The organism is Streptomyces corchorusii (assembly GCF_001514055.1).
In the GTDB taxonomy this organism is placed as follows: Bacteria; Actinomycetota; Actinomycetes; order Streptomycetales; family Streptomycetaceae; genus Streptomyces; species Streptomyces olivaceoviridis.
The window spans coordinates 68,507-86,513 of sequence record NZ_KQ948358.1 but is presented as its reverse complement, the minus strand read 5'-3'; the positions used below and the strand labels follow the sequence as shown (position 1 = coordinate 86,513).

Here is an 18,007-nt window from a genome sequence, read left to right as displayed (position 1 = left end):
ATGTCCGACCAGGTGCCGCAGTCCACGCCGGGGGAGCCGAGCGCCGGGCACCACCCCGCGACGCCCCGGGTCTCCTTCGACAAGGACCCGCAGCGGACGGCACCGGCCGCCGGGGGAGCGCACGAGGCACGGGTCCAGGACGCGGTCCCCGCCCCCGGCGCCGTGCACGACCAGCAGACGGTGACATCCGTGCCGGCGTTCCCGCGCCCGGCCGCGCCCGCCGACGCCGTACCCACGCCGTGGGCGGGCCCGGCCGAGGGCTCCGCGTCCACGGCCCCGCACCCCTTCACACCACCGTCTCCGCCCCCCCAGCCGAACCCGTTCGCGCCGCCGTCCGCCGCCGTGGAGCCGAACCCCTTCGCGCCTCCGGCCCCCGCACCGCAGCCCAACCCCTACACGCCCCCGGCGAACCCCTTCGCCCCGCCCGGGTCCCCCGTCGGCCCACACGGGGGAGCGGATCCGGTGCCGCCGCCTCCCATCGCCCCCGACGGCCCCGGCCAGGTGCCGTACGGCTACCCGGGCACCGCGCCCGCGTACGGCTACCCGGGCCCGCAGCAGGCCCCGTACGGCGGCGTCGCCCCCTACCCCACCGCCCCCGGCTACCCCTGGCCCGGCATGCAGCCGCCCCCGAGCAACGGCATGGGCACGGCCTCGCTGGTGCTGGGGATCATCTCGGCGGTCGGCTTCATCCTGTGGCCGATCGCCCTGGCGCTGGGCATCCTGGCCCTGATCTTCGGCGGGCTGGGCAGGGGCAGGGCCGGCCGAGGCGAGGCGACGAACCCGGGCGTGGCCCTGGCCGGCATCATCTGCGGGGCCGCCGGGATCGTCCTGGTGCTGGGCCTGTTCGCCCTGCTCATAGCGACGGGCGCCTGACACGCCGGCCGGGGCGACCCGCCACCGCCGACCCGCCACCGCCCAGCCGGCGCCGAAAACCAGGCGTCGAAATCCCGGCACCGCGAACCCCACGCCGCCCCCGCCAAGGCGCCGCAGGCCTACGCTCCCGCGCCCGCCAGTCGTTCCCTGGCCTCCATCAGGGCGAAGCCCAGGAGGTTCAGGCCCCGCCAGCGCTCCGGGTCCGAGGCGGCCTCGTCGTCCGCGGCCAGGCCGATGCCCCAGATCCGGTCCACCGGGCTCGCCTCCACCAGCACCCGCTCCCCGGTCCCCAGCAGGAACATGCCGAGGTCGTCGTCGGCGGCGAACTTGTGCACACTGCCCTCGACCACCAGCCGGAAGCGTTCCCGCTCCCACACCGCCCCGTCGAAGTCCCGGACCAGCCGGCCCACCTTCTTCGCCTCGGCGGGATGCTCCGCGGCCAGCACCCGGCGCTCCGCCTGGGCGTCCCCGAACAGCCGGGCCTTGCCCGCCATCATCCAGTGCTCGGCCGTCGCGTACCGCACGCCGTCCACCACGAACGGTGACGGCCACCACTGGCTCAGACAGCTCGCGCCGACCCGGCCGTCCGGCCGCGGCCGGTGTCCCCAGAAGTGCAGGTACTTGATCCGGGACCCCGCCCGGACCTCCCTGATCAGGGCGTCCACCCCGTCGATCTTCCCCATGCACGCGAGTCTGGCACGCACCACTGACACTCCGTCCGTCCTTTTCCGCCCCGACTCGACACCTGGTCGACAGATTCCGTCGCGTAACCAAAAGGCAACAACGGAATCACTTGTTGACGTCCGGTCCCTCTGTCAGGATCGGCACTCAAATCGAGCTGGAGCCACGCCCCCCGTCCCTCGGGACGGGCGCACGGCGGAGGAGAGCGACATGCACAACCCGGGCACCGCCACCCCGGAACGATTCCCCGCACAGGACCGCCTCGCGGACGGCGCGCAGTTCATCGCCGGCCGGCCCGCCCAGGGCACCTCGGGCCGCACCCACCGCGTGGTCGACCCGGCCACCGGCGCCGAGGTGTACACGTACGAGCTGGCCGGTACCGACGACGTCGACGCGGCCGTCGCCGCCGCGCGCGCCGCCTTCCCGGGCTGGGCCGCCGCCACTCCGGGCGAGCGCTCGGACGCCCTGCACCGGTTCGCCGCCGTGCTCGCCGACCGCGCCGAGGAGTTCGCCCGCGCGGAGTCCCTCCAGTGCGGCAAGCCGCTCAAGCTCACCCGCGAGTTCGACGTGCCGGGGACCATCGACAACACCGCGTTCTTCGCGGGCGCCGCCCGGCACCTCCAGGGCCAGTCCGCCGGTGAGTACTCCGGCGACCACACGTCGTACGTCCGGCGCGAGCCCATCGGTGTCGTCGGCTCCATCGCGCCCTGGAACTACCCGCTCCAGATGGCCGCCTGGAAGATCCTCCCGGCGATCGCCGCGGGCAACACCATCGTGCTGAAGCCCGCCGAGCTGACCCCGCTGACCTCGCTGCTCTTCGCGCGGGCCGCCACGGACGCCGGCATCCCGGAGGGCGTGCTCAACATCGTCACCGGGACCGGGAAGGAGGCTGGTGAGCACCTCGTCGGGCACCCCGACGTGGCCATGACCTCCTTCACCGGCTCCACCGCCGTCGGCAAGCGCGTCGCACAGATCGCCACCGCCACCGTCAAGCGGCTGCACCTGGAACTGGGCGGCAAGGCGCCCTTCGTGGTCTTCGACGACGCCGACCTGGAGGCCGCCGTGCACGGCGCGGTCGCCGGCGCGCTCATCAACACCGGGCAGGACTGCACGGCCGCCACGCGCGCGTACGTGCAGCGCCCGCTGTACGAGGCGTTCGTGGAGCGGACCGCCGCGCTGATGGAGACCGTGCGGCTCGGCGACCCGTTCGCGCCCGGCACCGACCTCGGGCCGCTGATCTCCCACGTCCAGCGCGACCGGGTCGCCGGCTTCGTGGACCGCGCGCGGGGCTACGCGCGCGTGGTGACCGGTGGCGAGGCCCCCCAGGGCGACCTGAAGGACGGCGCCTACTACCGGCCCACGCTGATCGCCGACGCGGCCCAGGACAGCGAGATCGTCCAGTCGGAGATCTTCGGTCCGGTACTGGTCGTCCTTCCGTTCGACAGTGATGATGAGGGCATCCGGCTGGCCAACGACACCCCGTACGGCCTCGCCGCCTCCGCGTGGAGCCGCGACGTCTACCGCGCGAACCGGGCCACCCGCGAGATCAAGGCGGGCTGCGTCTGGATCAACGACCACATCCCGATCATCAGCGAGATGCCGCACGGCGGTTACCGGGCATCGGGCTTCGGCAAGGACATGTCGGCGTACTCCTTCGAGGAATACACGCAGGTCAAGCACGTAATGTTCGACAACACCGCGGTGGCCAGGAAGGACTGGCACCGCACGATCTTCGGGGACCGCTAGCGACGACCAGGCCACCGACCAGGCCGATCCTCCGAAAGGGCACCACGCGCATGGAGCAGTACGAGCCCGACCGCCTCACCCCGCCCCAAGTGGCTGCCATGCGGCGCAGTATGCGCAACGGCAGGGCCGCCCTGACCCGCCGGTCGCTGCTGCGGGCGTCCGCGGGCGGCGCGCTCGCCGCCGGCGGTCTCGGGGCGCTGAGCGGCTGCGGTATCCCCGCGGCGGGCAAGACCCAGGGCGGCACCTCCGCCCAGGACCACTCCGCCCAGGAGAAGGTCGTGAACTTCTCCAACTGGACCGAGTACATCGACGTCGACGACAGCGGCAAGCACCACCCCACCCTGGAGACCTTCCGCCGGCGGACCGGGATCACGGTCAACTACACCGAGGACATCAACGACAACAACGAGTTCTTCGGCAAGATCAAGCCGCAGCTCGCCGCGGGCCAGGACACCGGCCGCGACATCCTCGTCCTCACGGACTGGCTGGCCGCCCGGCTGATCCGCCTCGGCTGGGTGCAGAAACTGGACCCGTCCAACCTGCCGCACGCCTACACCAACCTCTCGCCCCAGTTCCGCAACCCCGACTGGGACCCGGGGCGGGCGTACTCGTACCCCTGGCAGGGCATCTCCACCGTGATCGCCTACAACAAGAAGGCGCTCGACGGCATCGAGGTGAAGACGGTCTCCGACCTGCTCGACAACCCCAGGCTCAAGGGGCGCGTGGGCTTCCTGTCGGAGATGCGGGACTCCATCGGCATGACCCTGCTCGACATGGGCAAGGACCCGGCGAAGTTCGGCGACGACGACTACGACGCGGTGATCGCCCGCCTCCAGAAGGCCGTCGACAAGGGCCAGATCCGCCGCTTCACCGGCAACGACTACACCTCCGACCTGACCAAGGGCGACTTCGCCGCCTGCCTCGCCTGGGCCGGGGACGTGGTCCAGCTCAAGGCGGACAGCCCGGACGTCGACTTCGTCATCCCCGACAGCGGCTACATGACCTCGACCGACAACATGTGCGTCCCCAACAGGGCGCGGCACAAGACGAACGCCGAGCGGCTCATGGACTTCTACTACGAACCCGAGCAGGCCGCCGCGCTCGCCGCGTACATCAACTACGTGACGCCGGTCGACGGGGTGAAGCCGTACCTTGCGAAGATCGACAAGGACGCGGCGGACAACCCGCTGATCGTCCCCGACAAGGCCATGCAGGCGAAGTCCCACGCCTTCCGCTCCCTGAGCCCGAAGGAAGAGACGGCCTACGAAGAGAAGTTCGCGAAGCTCACAGGGGCGTGACGACGATGAAGACGACATCAGACAACAGCGGCGACGTCCGCCTCTCCGGCATCTCCAAGACCTACGGCTCCTTCACCGCCGTGCACCCGCTGGAGCTGACCGTGCCCGAGGGCTCCTTCTTCGCCCTGCTCGGCGCCTCCGGCTGCGGCAAGACCACCACCCTGCGCATGATCGCCGGCCTGGAGGAGCTCACGACGGGCACGGTCCGGCTCGGCGACCAGGACGTCACCCACCTGCCGCCGTACAAACGGCCGGTGAACACGGTCTTCCAGTCCTACGCCCTCTTCCCGCACCTCGACATCTTCGAGAACGTCGCCTTCGGCCTGCGCCGGCGCGGCATCAAGAGCGTGAAGAAGCAGGTGGAGGACATGCTGGAGCTGGTCCAGCTCGGCGAGCAGGCGCGCAAGAAACCGCACCAGCTCTCCGGCGGCCAGCAGCAGCGCGTCGCCGTGGCCCGCGCGCTGATCAACCACCCCAAGGTGCTCCTGCTGGACGAGCCGCTCGGCGCCCTGGACCTGAAGCTGCGCCGCCAGATGCAGCTGGAGCTCAAGCGCATCCAGACCGAGGTCGGCATCACCTTCATCCACGTCACGCACGACCAGGAGGAGGCCATGACCATGGCCGACACGGTCGCCGTGATGAACGGCGGCCGGGTCGAGCAGCTCGGCTCGCCCGCCGACCTGTACGAGAACCCGCAGAGCACCTTCGTCGCGAACTTCCTCGGCACCTCCAACCTCATCGAGGCCGAGGTCGACACCAAGAACGGCGACGACATCGTGCTCAGGGCGGGCGGCGGCAAGCTGGTGCTGCCCGAGGCGCGATGTTCCGCCCCGACGACGGCCGGCGGCAAGGTGCTGGTCGGCATCCGCCCGGAGAAGATCTCGCTCACGCACGCCGACGACGCGGGGGAGATCCCGGAGGGCCGCAACCGCCTCACCGGCAAGATCGCCGACGCGAGCTTCATCGGCGTCTCCACGCAGTACGTCGTCGACAGCCCGGTCTGCGACGAGCTGGCGGTGTACGTGCAGAACGTCGAGCGGGACGGCCGGCTCGTCCCCGGCGCCGACGTGGTCCTGCACTGGAGCCCGGCCCACACCTTCGGGCTCGACGCCGCGCAGGACATCGACGCGGGCACCGAGGAAGAGGTCGCCGCCTGATGTCCACCCTCACCGAGGCGCCCCCGCCCCTCGCCCCCGCCGCCCCGGAGAAGAAGCCCCCGCGCAGGCGCGGCCGGTTCACGCCCTACTGGCTGCTGCTGCCCGGCATCCTGTGGCTGATCGTCTTCTTCGCGCTGCCGATGCTCTACCAGGCCTCCACCTCCGTGCAGCAGGGCTCCCTGGAGGAGGGCTACAAGGTCACCTGGCACTTCGCGACCTACTGGGACGCCCTGTCCGCGTACTGGCCGCAGTTCCTGCGGTCCGTCTTCTACGCCGCCGCCGCGACCGTGCTGTGCCTGCTGCTCGGCTACCCGCTGGCCTATCTCATCGCCTTCCGCGCGGGCCGCTGGCGCAATCTGATCATGATCCTGGTGATCGCGCCGTTCTTCACCAGCTTCCTGATCCGCACCCTGGCCTGGAAGACGATCCTCGCGGACAACGGCGTGGTCGTGCACACGCTGAACTCGCTGCACGTCCTGGACCTCACCAACTGGCTCGGCTGGACGGCCGGCGACCGCGTCCTGGCCACCCCGCTCGCGGTCGTCTGCGGCCTGACGTACAACTTCCTGCCGTTCATGATCCTGCCGCTGTACACCTCGCTGGAGCGGATCGACGGGCGGCTGCACGAGGCGGCCGGCGACCTGTACGCCAAGCCGTGGACCACCTTCCGCAAGGTCACCTTCCCGCTGTCCATGCCGGGCGTGGTCTCCGGGACGCTGCTGACCTTCATCCCGGCGGCCGGCGACTACGTCAACGCCGAACTCCTCGGCTCCACCGACACCCGCATGATCGGCAACGTCATCCAGACCCAGTTCCTGCGGATTCTGGACTATCCGACGGCCGCGGCCCTCTCCTTCATCCTCATGGCCGCGATCCTGGCCATGGTCACGCTCTACATCCGCCGGTCCGGGACGGAGGACCTGGTCTAAATGCCCTTCGTCACCTGGCTCAAGCGCCATCTCGTCGTCATCGCCGGACTGCTGACGCTCGCCTATCTCCTGCTGCCGAACGTCATCGTCACGGTGTTCTCCTTCAACAAACCGAAGGGGCGCTTCAACTACGAATGGCAGCGGTTCTCCACGGACGCCTGGAAGGACCCCTGCGGCGTCGCCGACATGTGCGGCTCGCTGTCCCTCAGCCTCCAGATCGCCGTCTGGGCGACGGTCGGCGCCACGATCCTCGGCACGATGATCTCCTTCGCACTGGTCCGCTACCGCTTCCGCGCGCGCGGCGCCGTCAACTCGCTGATCTTCCTGCCGATGGCGATGCCCGAGGTCGTCATGGCCGCCTCGCTGCTCACCCTGTTCCTCAACATGGGCGCCCAGCTGGGCTTCTGGACGATCCTCATCGCCCACATCATGTTCTGCCTGAGCTTCGTCGTCACCGCGGTCAAGGCGCGCGTGATGTCGATGGACCCGCGTCTGGAGGAGGCCGCCCGGGACCTGTACGCCGGTCCCGTGCAGACCTTCCTGCGGGTCACCCTGCCCATCGCGGCACCCGGGATCGCCGCGGGCGCGCTGCTGTCGTTCGCGCTCTCCTTCGACGATTTCATCATCACCAATTTCAACGCGGGCTCGACCGTCACCTTCCCCATGTTCGTGTGGGGCTCGGCCCAGCGTGGAACGCCCGTCCAGATCAACGTGATCGGTACGGCCATGTTCCTGATCGCCGTCCTCTTCGTGCTGACGTCGATGGTCGTCAGCAATCGCCGGAACAAGCAAAAGGCATGAGCCCTTTCGCGGAACGTCCTCTGTAGGGAGTTGAAATCATGGCCCCAAGCGCCATGAGCCGTGGCAAAGACAACTGGATCGCCTCTCTCTCCGAAGCCCAGCCGGTCCCGTACTGGCTGGAAGACCCCGGCAAGCCACCCGCCGAGCCCGCCCTCACCTCCGCGGAGACCTGCGACCTGCTCGTGGTCGGCGGCGGCTACAGCGGGCTGTGGACCGCGCTGAACGCCAAGGAGCGCGACCCGCGGCGCGATGTGGTGCTACTGGAAGGCCGCGAGGTGGGCTGGGCCGCCTCCGGCCGCAACGGCGGCTTCTGCGCCGCCTCCCTCACCCACGGCCTGCCCAACGGCCTGGCCCGCTGGCCCGACGAGATCCACCGGCTTCAGGAGCTGGGCCGGCGCAACCTCGACGGGATCGAGGCGGCGATCGCCCGGCACGGCATCGACTGCGACTTCGAACGCACCGGCGAGATCGACGTCGCCACCGAGACCTACCAGGCCTGGGAACTGCGCGACTGGCACCAGGAGCTCCAGGACAAGGGGCTCGCGGACGGCATCGAGTTCCTGGACGCCGACGCCGTGCGCGAGCAGGTGAACTCGCCCACCTTCGAGGCCGGCCTGTGGGACCGCCGGGGCGTGGCCATGCTCCACCCGGCCAAGCTGGCGTGGGGCCTGAAGAAGGCCTGCCTGAAGCTCGGGGTGCGGGTGTACGAGCACACCCCCGCCCTGACCCTGAGGAGCTACGGCGCCGGGATGGCCGTACGCACCCCGTACGGCACCGTCCGCGCCCGCAAGGTCGCGCTCGGCACGAACATCTTCCCGAGCCTGCTGCGCCGCGTGCGGTCGTACACCGTCCCCGTCTACGACTACGCCCTGATGACCGAGCCGCTGACCGCCGAGCAGCTCGCCTCGATCGGCTGGAAGAACAGACAGGGCCTCGGGGACTCGGCGAACCAGTTCCACTACTTCCGGCTGTCCGCCGACAACCGCGTCCTGTGGGGCGGCTACGACGCGATCTACCCCTACGGCGGCCGGGTCCGCGCCGAGTACGACGACCGGCCCGAGACGTACGCCAAGCTGGCGGGCCACTTCTTCACGTGCTTCCCGCAGCTGGAGGGCGTCCGCTTCACCCATGCCTGGGGCGGCGCGATCGACACCTGCTCCCGCTTCTCGGCGTTCTTCGGCACCGCCCACCAGGGCCGCGTGGCCTACGCGGCGGGCTACACCGGCCTCGGCGTCGGCGCGACCCGGTTCGGCGCGGACGTGATGCTCGACCTGCTGGACGGGGAGCGCACCGAGCGGACCGGACTGGAGATGGTCCGCAAGAAGCCGCTGCCGTTCCCGCCGGAGCCCTTCGCCTGGACGGGCATCGCCCTCACCAAGTGGTCCCTGGCCCGCGCGGACGCCCACGGGGGCCGCCGGAACCTGTGGCTGCGGACGATGGACCGGCTGGGACTGGGCTTCGACAGTTAGCCACGAGCTGATCCGGGTCGCCGCAACAAGTCGCCCGAACCCGCGTAATGCTCCCCGCAGGGCCTCCCTCTCCCTCGTGACGCGACCGCGTCCACGAGAGCAAGGGAGGCCTTCTCATGACTGGGGCGAAGACGGCGGTCGAATGGCTGGCATCCGTCGCACCGGACCCCGAGGCCTGTCGCCGGGAGTGGGAGCGCAACCCCCTCGGGGTCGCGCTGCTGCCCGCCGGCAAGGCGTGGGACGTCCTGATCCTGCCGGGTGACCTCGGCTATCCGACCCTCGACGTGCTCACCCGGCTCCTCGACCGGCTCGGCCCCGTGCTCGCCGACTTCGGCGACAGCCGGGTCGGCTTCCTCGTGCCCCCGGGCACCGCGGCCCGCTGGCTCGGCACCGGGATCAAGGCCGCCGGGGCCGGCACCTGGATCGTCGTGCCGCATCCCGGCCGGGCGGTCCGGGGCGTGCGCTGGCTGGTGCCGCCGGACGGCTCGGGCACGCTGACCGACCCGGCGCTGCTGGAACTGGCCCTGCACGAGGCGGCGGCGGGGGCGGCGAGGGAGAGGGGCGGGAACGGGTAGCGCCCCGACACCTTGACAACGGCATTGGTCTGGACCAAGTTGTGTGCGCTCCGCCCCTCCCACTCCCGGCACCCGGAGGCCCTCGTGGACCGCGCCAGACGCCCCAGATCCCTCCTCGCCGCGCTCACGGCCGCACTGCTGGCCGTGCCCGGCATCACCGCGCTCTCGTCGGCCGCCCGCGCGGCCGACGCGGACGTCGCGGTCAACGGCGGCTTCGAGTCCGGCCTCACCGGCTGGACCTGCACCGCCGGCACCACCGTCACCTCCCCCGTGCACAGCGGGAGTTCGGCGCTCCAGGCCACCCCGGCCGGCAGCGACAACGCCCAGTGCTCCCAGACGGTGACCGTCCAGCCGAACGCGCAGTACACCCTGTCCGGTTACGTCCGCGGCTCCTACGTCTACCTCGGCGCGAGCGGCACCGGCACCACCGACGTCTCCGCCTGGACCCAGTCCGCCCCCGACTGGCAGAAGCTGAGCACCACCTTCCGTACCGGGGCGGCCACCACCAAGGTCACCATCTACACCCACGGCTGGTACGGCACCGGCGCCTACCAGGCCGACGACCTCACCCTCGTCGGCCCCGGCGGCAGCGGCACCACACAGCCGCCCGCCGCCCCGGCCGGCCTGCGGACCACCACCGTGACCTCGTCCTCCGTCGGTCTGTCCTGGTCCGCGGTGACCGGCGCGACCGGCTACGCGGTCTACCGCGACGGCACCAAGGTCCAGACCGTGACCGGCACCTCGGCCACCGTCTCCGGCCTCGCGGCCTCGACGGCGTACAGCTTCCAGGTCACCGCCGTGAACGACGCCGGCGAGTCCGCGAGATCCGCGGTCGTGACCGCGACGACCAGCGCCGGCGGCGGTGGCGGCGGCTCGACCGACCTGCCCGCCCACGCCCTCGTCGGCTACCTGCACGCCAGCTTCGCCAACGGCGCCGGCTACACCCGCCTCGCCGACGTCCCCGACAGCTGGGACGTCATCGACCTGGCCTTCGGCGAGCCCACCTCGGTCACCTCCGGGGACATCCGCTTCAACCGCTGCCCGGTCACCGAGTGCCCGAACGTGGAGAGCGACGCCGACTTCAAGGCGGCCGTCAAGGCCAAGCAGGCCGCCGGCAAGAAGGTCCTGATCTCGATCGGCGGCCAGAACGGCCAGGTCCAGCTCACCACGACCGCGGCCCGCGACACCTTCGTCTCCTCCGTCTCGAAGATCATCGACACCTACGGCCTCGACGGCCTGGACATCGACTTCGAGGGCCACTCGCTGTCCCTGAACGCCGACGACACGGACTTCAAGAACCCGACCACCCCCGTGATCGTGAACCTCATCTCGGCGCTGAAGACCCTGAAGGCCAGGTACGGCGCGAAGTTCGTCCTCACCATGGCCCCGGAGACCTTCTTCGTGCAGAACGGCTACCAGTACTACGGCACCGGCAAGTGGGGCGGCCAGGACCCGCGCTGCGGCGCCTACCTCCCGGTCATCCACGCCCTGCGCGACGACCTGACCCTGCTGCACGTCCAGGACTACAACTCCGGTCCGATCATGGGCCTGGACAACCAGTACCACTCCATGGGCGGCGCCGACTTCCACATCGCCATGACCGACATGCTCCTCACCGGCTTCCCGGTCGCCGGCGACCCGAACAACGTCTTCCCGCCGCTGCGCCCCGACCAGGTCGCGATCGGCATGCCCGCGTCGACCAACGCGGGCAACGGCTACGTCTCCCCGTCCGAGGTCACCAAGACCCTGGACTGCCTGACGAAGCGGACGAACTGCGGCTCGTACGCCACCCACGGGACCTGGCCCGCGCTGCGGGGTCTGATGACGTGGTCGGTGAACTGGGACCGCTTCGCGAACTGGGAGTTCCAGAAGAACTTCGACGCGTACTTCGGCTGAGCACGCGGGACAGGGTGGCCAGCAGCACCGTGCTCAGGCACCAGCTGGCCACCACGTCCAGCGGCCAGTGCCAGCCGTGGCGGACCAGGCCGTACGACACCCCGAGGACGAGGGCCGCGCACCCGGTGACCAGGACGCGGCGGGCGGCGGGGGAGCGGAGCCAGGGCAGGAGGAGCAGGGTCGCGGAACCGTACGCGACCGCGGCCGTCGCCGTGTGACCGGACGGGAAGTAGCCCGTCCCCGGGGGCACCACCGGTGTCCCCGGCCGGGCCGTCCACTCCTTCAGCGGGACGACGACCGCCGGGACCAGCGCCATCAGCAGGCCCGCGGCGAGCGGCGGCAGCCACCAGCGCCCGGCACCGGCGGCCCGGCCCCGCCAGGCCGCGTACCCGAGGGCCACGGCGAGCACGGGGAGGGCGACCTGGACGTTGCCGAGGTCGGAGAGCAGCTGGGAGGACCGGTCCGGGTGGACGAGGGCCCGGCTGACGTCCGCGTCGAGCCGGAGCAGCGGCCCGTCGTCGGCGACCTGCCAGGTGACGAGGGCGAGAACGACCGCCGGGAGGACCAGGAGCAGCATGGGCCCAGCTTGGCAGACGGTCGCGGGGAAGGAGGTCGGCCGCCCCGGAACAGGGGGGGTGGTTCCGAGGCGGCCGTCCGGACCGGAACGTCGCGCGCCCCGGGGGGTTTGGGGCGGCGACCGTCCGATCGGTGAGGAGATCCCGGAGCCGTCAGGCACCGGTTGTGTGCGCGAGGGCACGACCAGGTCGAAGCTGGGGAGGCCCCGGCCCGGTGTCCGCCCGCAGTCCCCTGTGGGCGGGTGTATCTCTCATCTGAGGAGAACCTACGGCAGGCGGCGGCGGTTTGGCAGACGGAATCCGCTCCCGTCATCCACCTCGCACACCTTCTTCACACGGCCTGCCGCAGGCACTTCCAGGGGTGCGGACCCTCCGCTCAGATGCGCGGTCCGGCTGCGCGGCTCAGATGCGGGCGAACGCCTGCTCGATGATGTCGAGGCCCTCGTTCAGCAGGTCCTCGCCGATGACCAGCGGCGGCAGGAAGCGGAGCACGTTGCCGTAGGTGCCGCAGGTCAGGACCAGCAGGCCCTCGGCGTGGCAGGCCTTGGCGAGCGCGGCGGTGGCCTCCGGGTTCGGCTCCTTGGTGGCGCGGTCCTTGACCAGCTCGATCGCGATCATGGCACCACGACCGCGCACGTCACCGATGACGTCGAACTTCTCGGCCATGGCGGTGAGGCGACCCTTCATGATCTCCTCGATGCGCTTGGCCCTGCCGTTGAGGTCCAGCTCCTTCATCGTCTCGATGGCGCCGAGCGCACCGGCGCACGCGACCGGGTTGCCGCCGTACGTACCACCGAGCCCGCCGGCGTGCGCGGCGTCCATGATCTCGGCGCGCCCGGTCACGGCGGCGAGCGGCAGACCGCCGGCGATGCCCTTGGCGGTCGTGATCAGGTCGGGCACGATCCCCTCGTCCTCGCACGCGAACCACTGCCCGGTCCGGCAGAAACCGGACTGGATCTCGTCGGCGACGAAGACGATGCCGTTGTCGGCGGCGAACTGGCGGATCGCCGGCAGGAAGCCCTTGGCGGGCTCGATGAAGCCGCCCTCGCCGAGGACCGGCTCGATGATGATCGCGGCGACGTTGTCCGGGCCGACCTGCTTGGTGATCTGGTCGATGGCCTGCGCGGCGGCCTCCGGGCCGGCGTTGTCCGGGCCGGTCGGCCAGCGGTACGCGTACGCGACGGGCACCCGGTACACCTCGGGCGCGAACGGCCCGAACCCGTGCTTGTACGGCATGTTCTTCGCCGTCAGCGCCATGGTGAGGTTGGTCCGCCCGTGGTACCCGTGGTCGAACACCACCACGGCCTGCCGCTTGGTGTAGGCACGCGCGATCTTGACGGCGTTCTCGACGGCCTCGGCGCCGGAGTTGAACAGCGCGGACTTCTTGGCGTGGTCACCCGGGGTCAGCTCGGCGAGCGCCTCCGCGACCTCCACGTAGCCCTCGTACGGGGTGACCATGAAACAGGTGTGGGTGAAGTCGGCGAGCTGGGCGCTCGCGCGGCGCACCACGGCCTCGGCGGAGGCGCCGACGCTCGTCACGGCGATGCCGGAGCCGAAGTCGATCAGCCGGTTGCCGTCGACGTCCTCGATGATCCCGCCGCCCGCGCGCGCGGTGAACACGGGCAGTACGGAGCCCACGCCCTGGGCGACCGCGGCGGTACGGCGGGCCTGCAACTCCTGCGACTTCGGACCGGGGATGGCGGTGACGACGCGGCGCTCCTGCGGAAGTGCGGTCATGGGGGGCTCCCTGATGATCTTGCGTACCGGGCGGTCCCGGGCGGTTCCGGGCGGTGCGTTTTCGGACGCATACCTTCTTTTCTCGCAGGCTAAGACCGGTTCCGGAGGGTGGGCATGCTCCATGTGGGCGTTGTCGGCGAGCCCCGTTGTCCGCCGTGGACATAGCCCGGCCGTGCGGGTACGGCTCCTTACGGCCACGTAAGCGGTGAACTCCCCCTGCGGGCGCGTTAGATTGACTCGCTGACGACGGACGGAACGGCTGGTCAGGGGGCAAGGTCGATGGACAGCGACGCGACGCGCGACACACGCGGCACGCACGCCAACCCACTACCGCGGCCCATGGCGGCGCCGGAGGGGCTGGGGGGACCGCCGCCCATGCCGCCCGGGGTGCCGCCGATGCCCGACGGGTCGGCCTTCCTGACGTGGCTGCGCGCCCCCCGGCCGCAGGCGGCACCTGGAATCTGGCGATTCCGCTATCAGCCCCGGCCGGAGGTCGAACCGAAGGAGACACCCACGCGGCAATTGCTCGGTGGGGCCGTGATCGCCCTTCTGTGCGGATGGCTGCTGTGTTCTCTGCTGTGGAACGGCTATCTCGGCGGCTTCTGGCAATGGCCGTGGTACGTGCTCGCGCCGGATTCCTGGGTGAAGGGCGAAGCCGGCCAAGTGGGCGGGGCCGCATCGTGGCTGTACACGTGGCTGGTGTTCGGTGCGATCTTCGCGTTGTTCGGAAAGATCGGCCACTGGGGTGAGCTCTGGCGCCGCTACGGCGCCCCCCTCCTGCGCGCTCTGGTGCCCGCACTGCGCTCGGCCGTGCCGGCGGGTCGCGGTACCGTCCCCACCGCCGACACACCACCCACCCCCGAACAAGACCCCGCCGAATGGCCGCAGCTGCGGCAGGCCGGGGCCTATGAGGCTGCTGAGCGGCTTGCCGGCGAGGCGAAGGCCGGGCTCATGCGGGACGTGGACCACGCGCGGATCAGCAGGGCCTGGCAGGGCGTGCGGTCCGGCCGGCACAGCCTGGCCACCTTCACCGGCGCCGTGCTGAAGGACGGCGCCGCCGCCTGCCCGCACCCCTCCGGAGAGCGCGACCTGCCCGCCCGGCACGCCCGCCACGACCTGCTCACCGGACAGGTCCGGCTCGGCACCACCGCCGACGACCCCCGCAACCCCTACCACTACCGCGGCGCCGGCCTCGCCCTCGGCCCCGACCTGCTCGGCACCTCCCTGCTCGCCGTCGGCCCGGCCGGCTCCGGGAAGACCGGTGCCGTGGTGCGACCGCTCGCCGAGTCCCTTTGCCTGCACGCCCTGGCCGGCCGCGCGTCGGTCGTGGTGGTCGGCGCCGCGGGCGCCGGGCTCGGCCCGGCCGAGGCCTACGACGTCGTCGTCCGCGTCGGCCACCCCGATTCCGTGTACGACCTCGACCTCTACGGCGGCACCACCGACCCCGACGAGGCCGCCGCCATACTCGCCGAGGCCCTTGTCGGCGACCTCGCGGACCCGCACCCCGGCAGCGACAGCCGCCGCTCCACCACGGTCCTCGCCCAGTTGCTCGGCCCGTTCCGCGCCGTCCACGACCGCTTCCCCTCCGTACCGGAGCTGCGGCAACTGCTCGACGGCGCCCCCGGCCCGCTGGCCGCGCTGCGCAAGGGCCTGACCGACACCGGGCACGCGTCCCTGCTCAGGGAACTCGACGCCCGGGAGCGGCAGATGGCCCACCCGGGCGATGTCGGCACGGTCCTCGCCGACCGGATCGCCCTGCTCGACCGGCCCGCCTTCGCCGCCTTCTTCGACACCTCCGGACAGAGCCGGCCGTTCTCCCTGAAGGCGCTCGACCACCCGGTCCGGGTCCGCATCGACCTGCCCCAGCGCGGTCACGCCGACGCCTCCCGGATCCTGGCCCGGCTGGTGCTCGCCCAGTTCACGGCCTCCGTGACGGTGCGGGAGGACCGGTCGCTCTTCGCCTGCCTGCTGCTCGACGACGCCACCGGGGTCGTCACCCCGGAGGCCGTACGCGGCATCCAGCGGCTGCGCAGCGCCAACGCCGGCACGGTGCTCACGCTGCGCACCCTGGACGACGTACCCCGGCCGCTGCGCGGCCCGCTGCTGGGCGCCGCGGGCTGCCGGATGGCGCTGTCCGGGCTCACCCCCTGGGACGGTCAGGACTTCGCCGAGGTGTGGGGCAAGGAGTGGACCGAGACCCGGGACGTCACCGACCGGCAGATCATCGCCGAGACCCCGGCCGGCAAGGCGGTGCACATGCTGCGCCGGGTCATCACCGGCCAGGCGCCCACCGCCCGTGCCGTCACCGTGCGTCAGGTCGAGCGGGAGCGGTGGTCGGCTTCCGAGTTGGCTCATGGGGTGCCGCCGGGGCATGCCGTGTTGTCGTTGACCACCGTGGAGGGCGACCACGCGCCGCCGTTGCTGGTGGATCTGCGGGGGTGAGGGGCCAGCGCGGGATCGTACGGTGAGGCAGAATCGGGGTGGGTCGTTCATACACGGCGGCCAAAAGATCACCGGGATCGACGGATCTCCCTCACCGTGAAGGCCCCATGCCCCCGACTCTCGCCTCGCTCGTCCACCACTCCGCGCTCAAGCTGACCGTGCGCGCGCGCGAGGACCGTCTGGACGTGCCCGTGCGCTGGGCGCACGTCAGCGAGCTGGCCGACCCCGTCCCCTACATGGAGGGCGGCGAGCTGCTGCTGATCACCGCGCTCAAGCTGGACGCGGAGGATCCGGAGGCCATGCGGCGGTATGTGCGGCGGCTCGTCGGCGCGGGGGTGGTCGGGCTGGGGTTCGCCGTCGGGGTCAACTACGAGGAGATCCCCGACGCGCTCGTCGACGCCTGTGCGCGGGAAGGGCTGCCGCTGCTGGAGGTCCCCCGCCGCACCCCCTTCCTCGCGATCAGCAAGGCCGTCTCCGCCGCCATCGCCGCCGACCAGTATCGAGCCGTCACCGCGGGCTTCGCCGCCCAGCGCGAGCTGACCAGACAGGCACTGAACGCCGGCCCGGAAGGGGTGCTCACCGCACTCGCCGCCCAGGTCGACGGCTGGGCCGCGCTGTACGACGCCTCGGGCTCCGTCGTCGCCGCCTCGCCCGACTGGGCCGGCCGCCGCGCCGCCCGGCTCACCAGCGAGGTGGAACGGCTGCGGGAGCGGCCCGCGCCCGCGTCCTCCGTCGTCGGCGGACCCGAGCACGAGGACCGGGTGGAGCTGCATAGCCTCGGCACCGGCCGCCGCCCGCGCGCCGCGCTCGCCGTGGGCACGGCCGCCGCGCTCGGCACCGCCGAACGGTACGCCGTCCACTCGGCCATCGCCCTGCTCACCCTCACCACCGAACGCTCCCGCTCCCTGCACGCCGCCGAGCAGCGCGTCGGCGCGGCGGTGCTGCGCATGCTCCTCGCGGGCGAGCCCGACCACGCGCGGGCCGTCGCCGGTGACCTGTACGGCGAGCTGCTGGACGCCCCGTTCCGGATGATCGTCGCCGAGTCCGCATCCGGCCCGGCGGGCGAACCGCTGGGCGGGCTCGCGGAGACCGTGGAGAGCGCGGCGGCGCGGGCCGGGGAGGCCGTACTGGTCGTGCCCGAGGGGGAGCGGCTGGTGGTGCTGGCCGCCGACGGGGGCGCGGCGGTGGCCGCCTGTGTCGATCACGCCGCGGCGCGGGAGGCCGACCGGGCGGCGGCCGAGCAGGGGCGGACGGAGGAGGACGCGCTGGTCGTCGGCCTGTCCGCGCCCGCCGGGCCGATCGCGGCGGCGGCGGCGTACAAGCAGGCCGAGCAGGCGCTGTCGGTGGCGCGGCGGCGGGGGCGGGTGTTCGTGGAGCACGAGCGGCTGGCCGCCGGGTCGGTCCTCCCGCTGCTGGCCGACGACGCGGTGAAGGCGTTCGCCGACGGGTTGCTGCGGGCGCTCCACGAGCACGACGCCACCGGCCGGGGCGACCTGGTCGCCTCGCTGCGGGCGTGGTTGTCGCGGCACGGGCAGTGGGACGCGGCGGCGGCCGACCTGGGGGTGCACCGGCACACCCTGCGGTACCGGATGCGCCGGGTCGAGGAGATCCTGGGGCGCAGCCTGGACGATCCGGACGTGCGGATGGAGCTGTGGCTCGCCCTGAAGGCGACGTCCACGGAGTAGTGCGGAGCGGTGCGGGATGGTGCGGGGCGCCGAGTAGTCCAATCAGTAGTGCCTGGTCCGTCCACTGCTACGACTCGGACAAACGCCCCCCGGCCGCCCCCGCCCTACCGTGGACCACGCAAGCCAAGCGACACACCTCCAAC

The 18,007-nt window shown here is 71.8% G+C and carries 13 protein-coding genes and 1 pseudogene; 11 read left to right on the top strand and 3 right to left on the bottom strand.

Features of this window, described 5'->3' with window-relative positions; genetic code table 11:
* On the top strand, positions 1-873 hold the full coding sequence (locus AQJ11_RS51140; protein WP_244218312.1) for a DUF4190 domain-containing protein: 873 nt from the start codon (positions 1-3) through the stop codon (positions 871-873).
* A 119-nt stretch (positions 874-992) separates the two neighbouring features.
* Here the strand turns inward: AQJ11_RS51140 and AQJ11_RS21455 are convergent, their stop codons facing one another.
* Positions 993-1,556 carry an NADAR family protein gene (locus AQJ11_RS21455; RefSeq protein WP_059264077.1) on the bottom strand — a complete coding sequence of 188 codons (564 nt, stop codon included), beginning with the start codon at positions 1,554-1,556 and terminating at the stop codon, positions 993-995.
* Between the two features lie 208 nt (positions 1,557-1,764).
* Between AQJ11_RS21455 and AQJ11_RS21450 the strand changes: the two genes are divergently transcribed.
* The 8 genes from AQJ11_RS21450 (at position 1,765) to AQJ11_RS21415 (ending at position 11,425) form a co-directional block, all read left to right on the top strand.
* Positions 1,765-3,300, top strand: coding sequence for a gamma-aminobutyraldehyde dehydrogenase (locus tag AQJ11_RS21450; protein ID WP_059264076.1), 1,536 nt, complete (start codon positions 1,765-1,767; stop codon positions 3,298-3,300).
* A 50-nt stretch (positions 3,301-3,350) separates the two neighbouring features.
* Positions 3,351-4,598: a polyamine ABC transporter substrate-binding protein gene (locus AQJ11_RS21445; protein WP_014675318.1), complete on the top strand. Its 1,248-nt coding sequence runs from the start codon at positions 3,351-3,353 to the stop codon at positions 4,596-4,598.
* The gene (locus AQJ11_RS21440; RefSeq protein WP_059264075.1) at positions 4,595-5,755 is read left to right on the top strand and encodes an ABC transporter ATP-binding protein; all 1,161 of its coding nucleotides are present in this window, start codon (positions 4,595-4,597) and stop codon (positions 5,753-5,755) included. Before AQJ11_RS21445 ends, AQJ11_RS21440 begins: the two co-directional genes overlap by 4 nt.
* The gene (locus tag AQJ11_RS21435) at positions 5,755-6,684 is read left to right on the top strand and encodes an ABC transporter permease (RefSeq protein WP_058082083.1); all 930 of its coding nucleotides are present in this window, start codon (positions 5,755-5,757) and stop codon (positions 6,682-6,684) included. Before AQJ11_RS21440 ends, AQJ11_RS21435 begins: the two co-directional genes overlap by 1 nt.
* Positions 6,685-7,485, top strand: coding sequence for an ABC transporter permease (locus AQJ11_RS21430; protein WP_014675321.1), 801 nt, complete (start codon positions 6,685-6,687; stop codon positions 7,483-7,485).
* A 38-nt stretch (positions 7,486-7,523) separates the two neighbouring features.
* On the top strand, positions 7,524-8,954 hold the full coding sequence (locus AQJ11_RS21425; protein ID WP_059264074.1) for an NAD(P)/FAD-dependent oxidoreductase: 1,431 nt from the start codon (positions 7,524-7,526) through the stop codon (positions 8,952-8,954).
* Positions 8,955-9,070: 116 nt separating this feature from the next.
* Positions 9,071-9,529, top strand: coding sequence for a hypothetical protein (locus tag AQJ11_RS21420; RefSeq protein WP_059264073.1), 459 nt, complete (start codon positions 9,071-9,073; stop codon positions 9,527-9,529).
* A gap of 84 nt (positions 9,530-9,613) precedes the next feature.
* Entirely contained in the window at positions 9,614-11,425 is a 1,812-nt protein-coding gene (locus tag AQJ11_RS21415) for a chitinase (protein WP_059264072.1), read from the top strand.
* Here AQJ11_RS21415 and AQJ11_RS46160 read toward each other — a convergent pair.
* Both AQJ11_RS46160 and gabT read right to left on the bottom strand, forming a co-directional pair.
* Positions 11,367-12,002: pseudogene (locus AQJ11_RS46160) on the bottom strand (phosphatase PAP2 family protein); the annotation flags it as partial. The gene AQJ11_RS21415 and the pseudogene AQJ11_RS46160 sit on opposite strands and share 59 nt — an antisense overlap.
* Positions 12,003-12,402: 400 nt before the next feature.
* Positions 12,403-13,737, bottom strand: a complete 1,335-nt coding sequence (gene gabT / locus AQJ11_RS21405) for a 4-aminobutyrate--2-oxoglutarate transaminase (protein ID WP_059264071.1) — start codon at positions 13,735-13,737, stop codon at positions 12,403-12,405.
* Positions 13,738-14,016: 279 nt separating this feature from the next.
* Between gabT and AQJ11_RS21400 the strand changes: the two genes are divergently transcribed.
* Positions 14,017-16,179, top strand: a complete 2,163-nt coding sequence (locus AQJ11_RS21400; RefSeq protein WP_059264070.1) for a type IV secretory system conjugative DNA transfer family protein — start codon at positions 14,017-14,019, stop codon at positions 16,177-16,179.
* Between the two features lie 107 nt (positions 16,180-16,286).
* Entirely contained in the window at positions 16,287-17,864 is a 1,578-nt protein-coding gene (locus AQJ11_RS21395) for a PucR family transcriptional regulator (RefSeq protein ID WP_059264069.1), read from the top strand.
* The last annotated feature ends 143 nt before the right edge of the window (positions 17,865-18,007 follow it).